Source organism: Priestia koreensis, from assembly GCF_022646885.1.
Taxonomy (GTDB): Bacteria; Bacillota; Bacilli; order Bacillales; family Bacillaceae_H; genus Bacillus_AG; species Bacillus_AG koreensis_A.
In genome coordinates this window covers 2,315,698-2,327,981 of record NZ_CP061868.1, presented here as the reverse complement: position 1 = coordinate 2,327,981, position 12,284 = coordinate 2,315,698, and the positions used below count along the sequence as shown (strand labels likewise).

The window sequence follows — 12,284 nt, the reverse complement described above, 5'->3', positions numbered from 1 at the left end:
TTCTAAAATGGTAATATATTGATTTTTTAGGAGACAATCAAATGAAACCATCTTTAGTACGAAATCTCTCAAAAGAAACGTTTTTAGACTACTACTGGCTGAAAACGGAGCTTCAGGAATTTTGCCGTGACTCAGGTATGTCTGCTTCCGGTTCAAAGGAAGATTTAACCGAGCGAATTGCGCTTTTTTTAGAGACAGGGAAAAAATCAGCTCCGAAGCTTACGTCACGTAAATCTGGCATAAAAAATCCCGAGCCCATCTCTCTGCAAACGGTTATTACAAACACTCACCGATGTAGTCAGGACGTACGTGCCTTCTTTAAAGAAGTGATTGGCTCTCATTTTCATTTTTCTACTTATATTCAAATCTATTTCAAACAAAATGTAGGAAAAACCTATGAAGATGCAATTGCAGCGTGGCACGAGGAAGAGGAACGAAAAAAGTCTCCTGACTATGAACGCCAAATTGGCGCACAGTTCCAATACAATCAGTTCACACGCGACTTTTTTCAAGATCCTCAAAACAAAGGGAAAACAAGGCAAGATGCGATTGATGCTTGGAATAAAGCAAAGAAAACAAAAGGAACGCAAACCTATCAAGAGAGCATCACGAACTGACAGCCCTCGTGCTGTCTTTGTTCGTTTGAGCCCAAGAGGTTTGTAGCGGCTGTACATAATGTGAAAAAGCAAGAAAAGCCGTTGAACTGAAATGAAAGCGGACAAGCTACTTCAATAAGAGAGTCATGGTATTTAAAAACGGCGTACGCGTAAAATTGCTAGATAAATAGGTTGAAATAGTGAGATTTAAAGTTCCCGTTTCATAGAGTAGAAGAATATGCTGTAAAGAATAGAGAGAAATGTTTGTACCGTTAGGTCGTATTCATTACAATCAACCAACTTAGATGAAAAAAGAAGGGGGACATCTTGTGAACTCAGATAAAGAATCCTTTCGTGACATGAGTATAGGCGTGAAAATTTTTATTGTGGTATCCGTAGGCGTAATTGTTTTAGGAGGCTTACTATTTTCTCTTTTCGTCTACTATTTTGGGCTAGCAGGAATTTTCCGTTTGCTAGACGTATCCTATGAGTCATCGTTTGTGTTACTCAAATACGCTGTGTATACCTTTTTACTCTGCATGGTTCTAGACCTCATTTCAAAACCCATTTTAGCACTCTTTAACTCCGTGCAGCCAAGTGCTGTAGGACAGGTTTTATTCCGTGCACTTGTCGATACGTTCTTTACCTGGCTTGCGCTGCATACAATTGATCAGCTTATGGAAAGCATTACAATCTCAACCGGAATAGAGTGGATCTGTGCCTTTTTGCTATTTATAGTGGACTGGGCATTAGATGATCGAAAGAAGGCAAAAAATGCGCAAAAGGAAAAGGAGGAAAAATGAAAAAAAAGTGGTTTATCTTATTCGTAATCGCTCTTAGTCTAACGGGGTGTAGCACGAACAGCTCATCGACGTCTTCAACACAAAGCTCTATTTCTGTTCAACCGGAAAAGCTAAGCAGTAGGGAACAAGAGCTGATCTCCAAAACAGGGGTAGGCACAATTAGTTATTTTACCTTAAATGGACGGCTTAAAAAAGGAGAAGACATTGAATTTGAAGTTGTAAAGGTGGAAAGAGGAAAAAAGAGCCCTAGTTTAAAGAGCTATGATGTAATGACAAAAAATCTCAAAAAAGAACTGATTTCGTTTGGGGTCGTCAACAGAGAGAGTAATCTACAACTCTTACTAGGGACACCAGGTGGATTAGTGACCGGAAACGGTTCTGAAACAGTAAAAGCTTCTATGTTCCAAGATCTATCTTCAAAAATTACGCTTTCTAAAAATAAGCCCGCTTATCTTGCCGTATGGTCTGGAAATAAACACGGATCGTCGTTGCAAACGCTTGATCTACTTGACCATAAAGAGCTGATGAAACGTTTGGAAAAAGTGGATGTCGCCTTTTTGTATCAACTAACGTTAGTGGATAAGAAGAAATAAAAAACGTCGAACAGTGTGTTCGACGTTTTTTTTATTTGGCCGTATAGCCATATTCGTAGTGATCAAACTTTTCAGCATAGGCGTATTTCGGTGCTTTTGACGTGGGTGATTTTTTCCCACCTACGTCCTTATACTGAACTTGCTTAAATTTGTATTTTTTATATACTTCACGGTAGCGCAGTGTGTATGTTTTTCCTTTTGGTACTTTTACAGACCAGTGCGCTTCATCAATGGATGTGGCAGACGCACTAAAACCTAATGCTTTTCCAATCGTAAAGCGTGAAGCTAAGACTGAACCAGAAAGCTCAATTCCATGCTCAATATCCTCTGATAAGGAGGCAACAGAAGGGCCTTTGTACGTTCCGTTTGTTTCCCAACCTTTATGAACAGCTCCTACGTAGGCTGAGTCTGTAGCGGTCCAATACGTATATGTACGGTGACTGCTTGCTGCCATACTATCTGCTGGGTTAGCAATTAGGGCTATGCTCGCAAAAGCTATTGTCGCCATCAATGTTGTAATTGTTTTTTTCATACAGATCCTCCCTACTCCGCTTAATAACATACCATTATACTAGCATAAAAATAAGTTGCAATCCTACCGACCATTTCCGTATCTTTCACGCGAATTTTTTGGTGGAAATGTTGGATTTATCTAACTATTGAATAGCTTTTTTACATAAAAATTCCTTTTTGTAGCACTAAATATATAAAATTCCTGTTCAAATATGAAACTTACTATATCTTCCATTCGTATTAAAGAAAGAAGGGAGGAAGGAGTAGTGAACAAAATGAAAGTAGCTCTGATCATTATTTGCCTTGGACTTATCGTCAGCGTTCTTATTTCTCGATTTTCAGCAGCACATGAACAAAAGCCAAAAGAAGATGATTTTTTATCATTTTTAACAAAGCACCCAGCTCAAAGCTCCATTGCTTTTATTCATAATGAACGTACGTTTGAGCACAACAGTTTTGAAGCTTTTCCGCTTGCTAGTGCAGTAAAAATGATTATTGCCATTGAATATGCGACACAAGTATCAAAGGGGATGATTAATCCGAACGAAAAAGTAGCGTTAAAGACGCTGAATGCTTATTACATAGGCCTTGACGGTGATGCTCATTATCAATGGCAAAATTCATTGAAAGAAGAGAACAAAGTAAGAGGTAACCGAGTAACGATGGAAGAGATCGCAAAGGGCATGATTCAATTCAGCTCTAATGCTAATGCGGAATATTTAATAGAACGACTTGGTTTACCTGAAATTAATGAACAGCTTAACAGGTTGCATCTGAACGATCACACGCCGGTCTATTCCTTTGGTGGATCACCGTTCATACCGTACGAAGTGATGAAAGGGAATATAACAAAGAAAAATAAGGAAGAAGCAAAGAAAAAGGTTCATAAGCTTTCACAAAAGGAGTGGAATGAGTATGCGCTAACCGTTCACCAAAAGCTAAAAGAGGATGTGAACGGTGAATATAAACAAAAAGTAAATATTAAAAACTGGTATGACAGAGACTTTGATCGAATGTTTAGCGATCGATTTACAACGGGTACGACTCATGATTACGTGCAGCTCATGAATCGATTAAATAATCGGGAGCTATCACCGAAGGTCCATCAGTATTTAGATCCTTTGTTAGAATGGCCGATGAAATCACCACAAATTCAGCAGGATTTTCAGCGCTTTGGTGCTAAAGGAGGTTCAACTGCTTATGTTTTAACAGATGCACTGTATGCGACCTCTAAAGACGGCGAGAAAACAGCGATTGCTATTTTTCTAAAAGATCTTACCCCCTCACAGCAAGAAAAGCTACAGAAATCCATCGAAGCATTTGAATATCGCTTATTAACAGATGCTGCGTATCAAACACATGTAGAGAAACAATTATCAGGTGAAAAGTGAGATGAAGAAAAATGTTTAACGAAACTCGTCCAGTTTTACACATTCCAAGAACGCCCGTGGAATATGTTTTGACCATTGTGTCATTCGTGCTGTTGCTTACAATGATTGTATACATTAGCATTCAATGGCCTGTACTTCCTGATCGCATTCCGACCCACTTTAATTTTCAAGGAGAAGCAGACGGATGGGGTGGAAAGGGCACGGTGTGGACGTTACCTGGGATTGGAAGCGTCCTTTTAATCGGTTTAACCATTACAGATCGCTTTCCTCACGCGTATAACTATCTTGTTCCAATTACAGAGGCCACGGCAAAAGCGCAGTATCAAAATGCCCGACTAATGATGGTGGTGATCAAATTTGAAATCATCGGTCTGTTTGCTTACTTTAGCTGGCAAAGCATTCAGCTTGCGTTTGGACGAAATGTAGGACTCGGCAGTTGGGAACTACCACTTGTTCTTGTAATAATTTTTGGTACGTGTATTCTTTTTGTCGTTCGTTCATTTCGAATGAATAAGAGAAGTCAGCATGAGTAGTTGTAAACGTATCACACAATTAAATAATGAAGAGTTGCAGCCTCTCCTAAAAGAAAGTAAAGAAGATGGCTTTCGATTTTTACAGAGGTTATGGGATGACTATGAACAAGGTGTAAACTGCTTTCACGAGCAAGGAGAAGTGTTGATGGGTGTATATAATGAAGAAGGACGTTTACTTGCGATCGGTGGGATAAACCGAACCGATCAGCAAAGTGTTGGCAGACTAAGGAGGTTTTATGTGGCGCGTTCTCAACGTCGCAAAGGAATGGGTGGGGAACTGCTAGAGGCATTAATCGCACATGCTACTACATCCTATACGCAACTCGTTTTGTTTACGGATACACAGATTGGAGATGAATTTTATCGTTCAAAAGGATTTGTGAAAACATCTGTCGCTTCGCACGTTACACACGTCCTTGAACTAAAATGAAAAAGTCTTAAATAAGATCATGCTGAAAATGGTTGTTTAGGTTTTAGATGTACACGACTAAAAACAGTATGTCATCAATTTCATTTATCGTAATGGGGAAATGAACATCAGATTTTGAGGAGGTTCCATCGAGTGCGAAAAATAATGGTTGTTCTCTTTATTTTAGCTGGCGTCATGGGGGCTGGGTATACGGCAAAAGCCATTCATATTTTTAAAGTGAACGAAGAATACCCCATTTCAAACAATGAGAAGGATATAAAGAAATATGTAGATCAGTGGCAAACACGTGCAGGTGAAGTCCATCCCGTTATAATGAAAATTCAACGTTTAGGAAAGTCGAATACGTACGTAGCGTATTTTAAGAGTCGCACAGGAGAATCGGGAATTGCGATCTTAAAAGAAGGTCCAAATAAAAACTTGCAAATTCGCACTACGCATTATGGGGAAAACGATGAAGACTACTATTCCGAGTACTACGGAGTAAATACGAACAAAGGTAGGTATGGAATCATTGTTGGAAAAGATCCAACTAATAAAATAGATTCTGTACGAGCTGAATTAGTAAACGACTCCTTCACTTTTACAGTAGCAGTCCCGAGAAAAGATTATTTCTTCATTGTCAAAAGGCTGCCTAGCGGAGTGGAGAATTATCAGTTCGCCAACCTCTATCTATTGGATGAACATCGTAACGAGATCCGACCTTAAAAGGCCTTGAATATCCAAGGTCTTTTTTAATTATTGCTCTAATAAGGAATGAGACCATCAAAACGAATTTTGTTTCTACCTGCTTCGTTATCGGTAAAAAGAGCAACGCCTTTTCTACCTTTGTAGGCAGGGATTGGGCAGGAATGAGTAGAAGTTTATTTTAGGAGAGAACAAAGGTAAGTACGAAGAAAAGGAGGGAGAGATCATGGGGTCTGAGTATCCAACGCAAAAGGACTGGCTGCGGATTGCTGTTTTGACCGTCTATAGCATCGTTTTTTTTCTCATTGTAGCCTCCGCCGTTTGGCAGCTAGCGACCGTATCTCCTGCATCTTCCTCTTCACCCGTTTCAGGATCGACGATTACAGATCTAGTCGTTCGTCCGATCGTGGAAAATCCTCGTGTTCAGATTATTTTTGAGCATATTTTCTATCTGCTCGTGTGGTTGTTTTTGTTTCTTCTTTTTCCGGTTGCTTTCAGTCGTTTAAAGCGCCTAAAGTTTTTTCAATTTGAGTTTGAAATTGAAGAAAAAGAAAAGCATGTGATTGAAGTGCTTAATGTGACTACTTCAAAAACAGCACTTCTATCAAAGTTTGCGACGGATAAAGAAGAAGTGCAGTTTATTCGAGAGGTACAGCATATGACGGACGTAAAGGAAGCACTTCAGCTGATGACAGAGAAGATCCAGGATTACTACGAACAACAGCTGGGAATGATGTTTGAGTACGAGGTAGTAACAAAGGAAGAGTTTGAACAGTCTCATGTCCCGCGAGTGGTGAAAAAGTCGTACCCGCTCGCAAAAGAGAGCCATGAAGCAGTTCCGATTAATAAGGATAACTCCGATCAGCTTTACAAGCGTAACTTTTTATTGGCCGTTAAAACATATGAAGGACAAGAGTACGCGATTGTGCTGTCAAGCCATCTATCTGTATTCGACGAGTATGACATGTTTGTTGTATCAGGCTTGTTATCATTGGCTATTAAGTACTTTGAACGAGCAAACGTCCTTCAATTTTTACGTGATCTGTCGCAATAAAGATTGAAAAAATGTAGGAAACCTTTTACAATAAAGAAAAAGAGGTGAGGGTAATGAATCAGCATAATGATCAGGAGAAACGCGAGCAAATTAAAAAGTGGTCTTCAAAAGCTGCTGAAGTACTAGAAGGACCTGTTTCCAATCCCCATCAGTTAAAATCACAAGTTCATATTACAAAAGATAGCGTAATCGTGAAAAAATACTTACAATATCGAATGGCCAAATAACCCGCTATGAGGGTTATTTTTTTATGTGTAATTGTTTGGCAATCATTGCTTGAATAACATGATTGCGTCCTACCCAATTGGAAGCTCGCTGAATATGGATTGAACTCCATCCGCTTATTCGGTGATCAGGACGGGGAGGGGTACCGAGAATCTCCGCTGCTTGCTGCGCGTATTTTTTAAGGCGTGATGATGTCATAACGGTCTCCTTCAACTAATTGATACAGTAGTATACGAAGGCCAAATCAAAAAAGAGAATGTCCTTCCTTATTAATATGAAGAAAAAGAAAAAAGACATACGAAAAAAAGAGCTCTTCAGCTCTTTTTTTCTTAATCAACTAGCAGTACTTCCACTAATTTTGTATTAAAATATTCTAATTCATCGTAGAACAATCCGTGACCGCTTTCTTCAAAAGGAATGAGCTGGGAATTTGGAATATGATCATGCATGATCGTCGCAAATTCGAATGGACAAATTTGATCCTTTTTGCCATGGAAAATATATGTTTTTGCTTGGATATCTGCTAGCTCACCTCGCAAATCTTCATCGCGCAGGGCTTCAAGCGCTCGAATCGTTCCGTGTCCAGAGGCTTCTAGGTTTAATCCTGTAAACCATTCTTTAAATGGTTCGCTGACGTTGCTTTCGAAAAACTGTGTGCCGAATTCCGATAACGTTTTCGGACGATCGCGATACATACCATGAATAAGCGTATCAACTTCTTCTTTCGTTGAACCATACGGATAGTTTTCGCGCTGTGTGAAGGACGGTGCGGCTGCTCCTAGCAGTACAAGCTTGTTTGCTTGATGACCTTGGTGTCTTGTCATATAACGGATGCAAATCGGACCGCCCATAGAGAAGCCAACTAACGCAAAGTTTTCGAGGCTAAGCGCATCGACTACTGCTCGAATATCATCTGCCATTCGATCGTATGAATAATCATCAAACGGACGATCGGATTTTCCAAACCCTCTCAGGTCAATACCAATACAACGATAGCCATAGGCAGGCAGTGCATTGAACTGATATTCATACATTTTATGACTAAGTGGCCAACCGTGAATAAAGACGACCGGCTTTCCTTGCCCAATATCCTCAACAAATACATTTACGTTTTCTTCGACATTTACATAATAGCCCATCTTTTTTTCCTCCGCTTCTAATCATGTGTAAAGAAGAGTTATTCATTACACTATGTATTTTTCATTTTAAGTAAGATGGTTAAGATGTACCCTTTATCCTCAATTTTTTAAACTACCCGATGTGTTCGCTTTTTAGAAATCTAATAGGAGAAAAATGTGAAAAAATAGGGGATGTTGTCGAAAAAGAAAAGGCTGCGTGGAAAAATAGGAAAAAATACGTCTTTTTGCTTTTTTATGAAGAGTTTTGATCATTCCTTTGTTGTGAAAGGGCTCTATATGTGATAAGGTGAAGTAAGAATAATAAGATTTGAACTTCAAATGAATTGAGCATCTAAGAACGAGAAAGCGGAACACCCTTTCTCGTTTTCGTTTTATAATGATCATCTAATCGGGTAATCATCGAACGGAATTAGTCAAGAGCTCTTTAGAATGAGCGATCGGATTTGGTCAATTTATGGTGAAAGAGTTCTTTCCATTTTATTGAGGTGAACCGAATGACAGCAAGAGTAAAAGAATTTGTTGATTGCCTACTTGCTGGCGATCAAGACTGTGCATGGGAAATTGTCCTAGAGGAAATTCAACAGGGCAAAAGCAGCTTAGAAACTTACGAAACATTAATCACCAAGGCCATGCAGATAACAGGTGACTTATGGGAAAACAATGTGATTTCTGTAGCGGACGAGCATGTAGCCACTACAACTTGTGATTATATATTATCTCGTTATCGATTTCATAAAAAGATTCAAGGTAACACATCGGAAGAGACCCCAAAAGCGATGTTTCTCTGTTTGGAGCAAGAGGAGCATTTTATCGGTTTAAAAATGGTATCACAGCTGTTTGAAGAATACGGTTGGAACACACGATTTTTGGGCGCAAATCTTCCTATACGCTATGCGGAAGAAATGGCGAAAGAATGGAAACCAGACATTGTAGGGCTGTCGGTCACAATTCCTTACCATGTCGAAAGGCTTTCTGAATACGTGAAGACGTTGGATCAATTAGAGAACAGACCAGTTGTAATGGTAGGCGGACGATTACTGCCATTGTTAGATTTTACCTCCCATTGTTCTGAGGAAACGTTATTAATTCCCAACCTTCACGAATTAAATAGCTGGCTAAACAGCTATAAATCGGGAGTGGAAATGAATGTCGATGCTTGAATATGTTCCTGTTCCTTACTTTCTTGTAGACACTGATTTTAATATTCTAGAATGGTCTGTACAATCTGGACACGTATTTCAACCAGCCGCCAATTTCTTAGATTTGGTCGACACATTCAGTAAAGACAAAGCGAAAAAATTTCTTGCGACACGCGCGTCAGATTCGGCGGAATTATCTGTTGATCAACCACATGAGAAGCATACGCTGATTCAACATCGTGGACAAGCAATTCAAAAAGTAGAAATTGTATTGAAAACGAACAGCTCTCCATATTCCTTATTTGAATGCCATATTCAATGGGATAATGATATTGGACACTTAGTGTGCATCCAGCAAGATGAGCGAATTCAAGAATTAACAACCCTTGTACAACGTCACAGGAAACGTTTAGCGGAAACGGACTTTGAATTGCTTCAGCAGAAAGAACAGCTAGAAGACTCGTTAAAGCGTATTAAACAGCTGTCAGCGTCGTTCATCAAGCTGTCACCAAGCGTAGGTCTTGTACCTCTGTTCGGTGATCTTGATCGCCAGCTAGTGGATGAAAACACGCGCGCACTGCAAGAATGTGTGTACGATGGACATTATACAACCCTTCTGTTTGATTTTGGAGGACTAGCGGAATTAACATCCGAAGGAATTCATGCATTTGCTGAGTTTATGAAATCCTTCTACTTAATGGGTGTCACATGTTATGTGATTGGTATGAGACCGCCTCATACGCAATCATTGCGCAACCGTTCGTTCGGAGAGCAGATCATTTATATGAACAACTTAAGTGAAATTATTCATGTCGGAAAGCATGTAAGCTAACGCGTGAATGAAGATGAGAAGTAGCCAATCCCTTTGGCTGCTTCTTTTTTTTTGTTTTTTTATCACATTTTTCCATAAATTTGCAACTTTTTGATATGATCAAACGTGGATGTCAATGAAGGGGGAAAAAAAGTGGAGCTTGATGACGTATATCGGCTATATGTGAACGATTTATATCGCTATTTGTTTTCCCTTTCAAAGGATCATTATACGGCTGAAGATTTGGTTCAGGAAGCTTTTTACCGGGCTTATTTGCAGATGGAAGACTATGAAATACGAAATATTAAGGCATGGCTTTTTAAAGTAAGCTACCGAGCATTTATTGATTACAAGCGTAAGCACAAACGTCTCGTTATAAGCGAGGATGTAGAAGATATGATGATTCACTCACTGCAAACGCCTGAAACAGAAATGCTCGAGCAGGAGAGCTTTCAACTTTTACTAGAAGATATTCATTCGCTTCGAGAAAAAGAAAAGAACGTCTTATTGTTGTGTGATTTACATCAACTGTCTTATCAAGAAGCTGCAGACGTACTAGATATGAAGTTAAATACGCTAAAAAGTGATCTCTTGAGAGGGAGAAAAAAGGTAATGAAACGAGTAAAAGAAAGGATGGCACGGCATGAAAGACGATGATAAGCAAAAAAATGAAGAGGAGCTTTATCAACAGTATATAAAAGATTCAACAAAAGCATTTAATGAGAAGCATACTTTGTCAGAAGAGAGTCAAACTCAGATTATTAAGACCGGACGAAATACGGCAAGAACAACAAATATCCTTATTAGCCTGACGATTTTGCTTGCTATTTTGCCTATATTAACCCTTAGCACGTACGTGTACTATGCGATAGGTGGAAAAGCGATGACTCTTTCCGATGTGATGACGAATACGATCTATGTCACTCAACCGAATATAGGGATTGAAGAAGTAGGAATTGATCATAAGATTGGGTTGTTTTCCATTCAGTTTATGCCTGAAATCTATAAAAAAATTGGAAATGAAAATTACCGATTAGGCGATTACAGCGTCCATTTTAATTTTAGTCGTGCTACTGAGGTAAAGAAAAATGTCATGCTAGAGCGCACTTTACCAAAATGGCCATCAAAAGAGGATCTCTGGATCGTTCATCCTGGTGGCGGTTATATGGTTCCTTTTTCAAGTACAGATGAGTCTATGAAGTTGAAGGGATTACCCGATGGAACGATGACAGAAGCTTATCTTTCCTTTTCAACCGTCATGAATCGTGAAGAGCTTGAAAAGCTTTTACCAGAAGACGTAGAGCTTCGTTGGGTCGCTGTTGATACAGGTTTAGAAGCAGGGCAGGAGAATGCTGAAGGTCAAACGGTTACACCAATTGGGTATCCGGCTCGTGTTGATAGTGAAAATTGGTCGCCTTATCGCGGAACACCTGCTGAGCAGGCGAAAACTTTTATGAGCATGCTGCAGTTTTTATCTAAGCACGAAGAAACAGCAATGATGATTTCAGATGTGAAGGCTTTGGATTTTAAGCAACGATTATCCTACGTGAAAAAGCACGGTGTCCAACTATATGGAGCAGTCGTAACAGGTCCTACGCCTGCTATTCGAAAATTAGAGTCAATAAAAGCAATACGAGCTATTAAGGTAGGTGAAGTGAAATTATGGAACTGAATGCAGGAAAAAAGAAGAGCAAACCTTCGAGAAGCTTACAAACGTTCACAGGGCTTCTGTCATTTTTATGCGGACTCCTAGCGCTTGCTATGATAAATATTGGCTTGTTACTACAGGACGCGAACGTTCCAAACTTTTTTGTGACTAGTCTACCTTTTATCGGTCTTCTTCTCGGCGTGCTTGGGCTCTTCACAAAAGAACGCTCTAGACTATATGCATGGTGGGGAATTGGCATTAATAGTTCGATCTTTCTTTTCATCTTTATCATGTTTGGGCTGGCGTGGACCGTGTACCCACAGCCATAGACAGTAACAATTAAAAACCAAATCGAATCATGATTTGGTTTTTCGTTTTGTCTTAGTTTATGAGGTTTCTTGTTGTGAAGAAATAGCGTATTGGAAGTGGACAGGGATTAGATGTATTACTTTCAGATACACACGCTCCTGATGAATATAGAGAATGGAAAGGATGGAATGGAATGTACGATAATCTCTCTAAGGTTTACACATTTTACGCCAATAAGTAAACTCTCTTAACCCGAAAGAAGTGCTGTTTCTCGTGTTTTGAATCTTTACGTTTACGCTTGTTTGCTCCATACATAAAACACATAAAACCTTCCATACTAGAGAAGATGAGCCAATCAGAATAGTTGAAGTGAATAAATATTTTTGACATAATGGCTACAAATCTCTAGAAGGAAG

The 12,284-nt window shown here is 39.4% G+C and carries 17 protein-coding genes; 14 read left to right on the top strand and 3 right to left on the bottom strand.

What is annotated here, in order from left to right; all coding sequences use genetic code 11:
* Positions 1-41: 41 nt before the first annotated feature.
* The 3 genes from IE339_RS11875 (at position 42) to IE339_RS11865 (ending at position 1,992) form a co-directional block, all read left to right on the top strand.
* On the top strand, positions 42-617 hold the full coding sequence (locus IE339_RS11875; RefSeq protein ID WP_242167720.1) for a DUF6434 domain-containing protein: 576 nt from the start codon (positions 42-44) through the stop codon (positions 615-617).
* 308 nt (positions 618-925) lie between these two features.
* Positions 926-1,399: a YrvL family regulatory protein gene (locus tag IE339_RS11870; protein ID WP_242167718.1), complete on the top strand. Its 474-nt coding sequence runs from the start codon at positions 926-928 to the stop codon at positions 1,397-1,399.
* Positions 1,396-1,992: a hypothetical protein gene (locus IE339_RS11865; RefSeq protein ID WP_242167716.1), complete on the top strand. Its 597-nt coding sequence runs from the start codon at positions 1,396-1,398 to the stop codon at positions 1,990-1,992. The genes IE339_RS11870 and IE339_RS11865 overlap by 4 nt, the downstream gene beginning before the upstream one ends.
* Positions 1,993-2,023: 31 nt before the next feature.
* Here IE339_RS11865 and IE339_RS11860 read toward each other — a convergent pair whose 3' ends face one another.
* Positions 2,024-2,524: a hypothetical protein gene (locus IE339_RS11860; RefSeq protein ID WP_242167714.1), complete on the bottom strand. Its 501-nt coding sequence runs from the start codon at positions 2,522-2,524 to the stop codon at positions 2,024-2,026.
* A gap of 256 nt (positions 2,525-2,780) precedes the next feature.
* On the opposite strand from IE339_RS11860, the gene IE339_RS11855 reads away from it, so the two are divergent.
* From IE339_RS11855 to IE339_RS11830, 6 genes are all read left to right on the top strand, one after another.
* Positions 2,781-3,896 (top strand): serine hydrolase, encoded by a 1,116-nt coding sequence (locus tag IE339_RS11855; RefSeq protein WP_242176175.1) that lies wholly within the window; start codon positions 2,781-2,783, stop codon positions 3,894-3,896.
* Between the two features lie 11 nt (positions 3,897-3,907).
* Positions 3,908-4,429 (top strand): DUF1648 domain-containing protein, encoded by a 522-nt coding sequence (locus IE339_RS11850; RefSeq protein ID WP_242167712.1) that lies wholly within the window; start codon positions 3,908-3,910, stop codon positions 4,427-4,429.
* The gene (locus IE339_RS11845) at positions 4,422-4,859 is read left to right on the top strand and encodes a GNAT family N-acetyltransferase (protein ID WP_242167710.1); all 438 of its coding nucleotides are present in this window, start codon (positions 4,422-4,424) and stop codon (positions 4,857-4,859) included. The genes IE339_RS11850 and IE339_RS11845 overlap by 8 nt, the downstream gene beginning before the upstream one ends.
* Before the next feature lie 132 nt (positions 4,860-4,991).
* A complete protein-coding gene (locus IE339_RS11840) occupies positions 4,992-5,564 on the top strand; it encodes a hypothetical protein (protein WP_242167707.1) in 573 nt (190 codons plus the stop codon).
* A 205-nt stretch (positions 5,565-5,769) separates the two neighbouring features.
* Entirely contained in the window at positions 5,770-6,597 is an 828-nt protein-coding gene (locus IE339_RS11835; protein WP_242167705.1) for a hypothetical protein, read from the top strand.
* Between the two features lie 53 nt (positions 6,598-6,650).
* On the top strand, positions 6,651-6,824 hold the full coding sequence (locus IE339_RS11830; RefSeq protein WP_242167703.1) for a hypothetical protein: 174 nt from the start codon (positions 6,651-6,653) through the stop codon (positions 6,822-6,824).
* 13 nt (positions 6,825-6,837) lie between these two features.
* On the opposite strand, the gene IE339_RS11825 is transcribed toward IE339_RS11830, so the two are convergent.
* On the bottom strand, positions 6,838-7,020 hold the full coding sequence (locus tag IE339_RS11825; RefSeq protein ID WP_242167701.1) for a hypothetical protein: 183 nt from the start codon (positions 7,018-7,020) through the stop codon (positions 6,838-6,840).
* A gap of 131 nt (positions 7,021-7,151) precedes the next feature.
* A complete protein-coding gene (locus tag IE339_RS11820) occupies positions 7,152-7,961 on the bottom strand; it encodes an alpha/beta fold hydrolase (RefSeq protein WP_242167699.1) in 810 nt (269 codons plus the stop codon).
* A gap of 494 nt (positions 7,962-8,455) precedes the next feature.
* On the opposite strand from IE339_RS11820, the gene IE339_RS11815 reads away from it, so the two are divergent.
* The 5 genes from IE339_RS11815 (at position 8,456) to IE339_RS11795 (ending at position 11,888) form a co-directional block, all read left to right on the top strand.
* Entirely contained in the window at positions 8,456-9,121 is a 666-nt protein-coding gene (locus IE339_RS11815; protein ID WP_242167697.1) for a cobalamin B12-binding domain-containing protein, read from the top strand.
* Positions 9,108-9,932, top strand: a complete 825-nt coding sequence (locus IE339_RS11810; RefSeq protein WP_242167695.1) for an STAS domain-containing protein — start codon at positions 9,108-9,110, stop codon at positions 9,930-9,932. The genes IE339_RS11815 and IE339_RS11810 overlap by 14 nt, the downstream gene beginning before the upstream one ends.
* A 132-nt stretch (positions 9,933-10,064) precedes the next feature.
* Complete coding sequence (locus IE339_RS11805) at positions 10,065-10,568, top strand: sigma-70 family RNA polymerase sigma factor (RefSeq protein ID WP_242167693.1); 504 nt, start codon at positions 10,065-10,067, stop codon at positions 10,566-10,568.
* On the top strand, positions 10,555-11,583 hold the full coding sequence (locus IE339_RS11800; protein ID WP_242167691.1) for an anti-sigma factor: 1,029 nt from the start codon (positions 10,555-10,557) through the stop codon (positions 11,581-11,583). The genes IE339_RS11805 and IE339_RS11800 overlap by 14 nt, the downstream gene beginning before the upstream one ends.
* Positions 11,574-11,888 (top strand): hypothetical protein, encoded by a 315-nt coding sequence (locus tag IE339_RS11795; RefSeq protein WP_242167689.1) that lies wholly within the window; start codon positions 11,574-11,576, stop codon positions 11,886-11,888. Before IE339_RS11800 ends, IE339_RS11795 begins: the two co-directional genes overlap by 10 nt.
* Positions 11,889-12,284 lie beyond the last annotated feature (396 nt).

Bases quoted from the DNA above. Each gene is read 5' to 3' on its own strand.
- IE339_RS11875 (WP_242167720.1), top strand. From the start codon at position 42: ATGAAACCATCTTTAGTACGAAATCTCTCAAAAGAAACGTTTTTAGAC.
- IE339_RS11865 (WP_242167716.1), top strand. From the start codon at position 1,396: ATGAAAAAAAAGTGGTTTATCTTATTCGTAATCGCTCTTAGTCTAACG.
- IE339_RS11860 (WP_242167714.1), bottom strand. From the start codon at position 2,524: ATGAAAAAAACAATTACAACATTGATGGCGACAATAGCTTTTGCGAGC.
- IE339_RS11855 (WP_242176175.1), top strand. From the start codon at position 2,781: ATGAAAGTAGCTCTGATCATTATTTGCCTTGGACTTATCGTCAGCGTT.
- IE339_RS11850 (WP_242167712.1), top strand. From the start codon at position 3,908: ATGTTTAACGAAACTCGTCCAGTTTTACACATTCCAAGAACGCCCGTG.
- IE339_RS11845 (WP_242167710.1), top strand. From the start codon at position 4,422: ATGAGTAGTTGTAAACGTATCACACAATTAAATAATGAAGAGTTGCAG.
- IE339_RS11835 (WP_242167705.1), top strand. From the start codon at position 5,770: ATGGGGTCTGAGTATCCAACGCAAAAGGACTGGCTGCGGATTGCTGTT.
- IE339_RS11830 (WP_242167703.1), top strand. From the start codon at position 6,651: ATGAATCAGCATAATGATCAGGAGAAACGCGAGCAAATTAAAAAGTGG.
- IE339_RS11825 (WP_242167701.1), bottom strand. From the start codon at position 7,020: ATGACATCATCACGCCTTAAAAAATACGCGCAGCAAGCAGCGGAGATT.
- IE339_RS11820 (WP_242167699.1), bottom strand. From the start codon at position 7,961: ATGGGCTATTATGTAAATGTCGAAGAAAACGTAAATGTATTTGTTGAG.
- IE339_RS11815 (WP_242167697.1), top strand. From the start codon at position 8,456: ATGACAGCAAGAGTAAAAGAATTTGTTGATTGCCTACTTGCTGGCGAT.
- IE339_RS11810 (WP_242167695.1), top strand. From the start codon at position 9,108: ATGTCGATGCTTGAATATGTTCCTGTTCCTTACTTTCTTGTAGACACT.
- IE339_RS11800 (WP_242167691.1), top strand. From the start codon at position 10,555: ATGAAAGACGATGATAAGCAAAAAAATGAAGAGGAGCTTTATCAACAG.
- IE339_RS11795 (WP_242167689.1), top strand. From the start codon at position 11,574: ATGGAACTGAATGCAGGAAAAAAGAAGAGCAAACCTTCGAGAAGCTTA.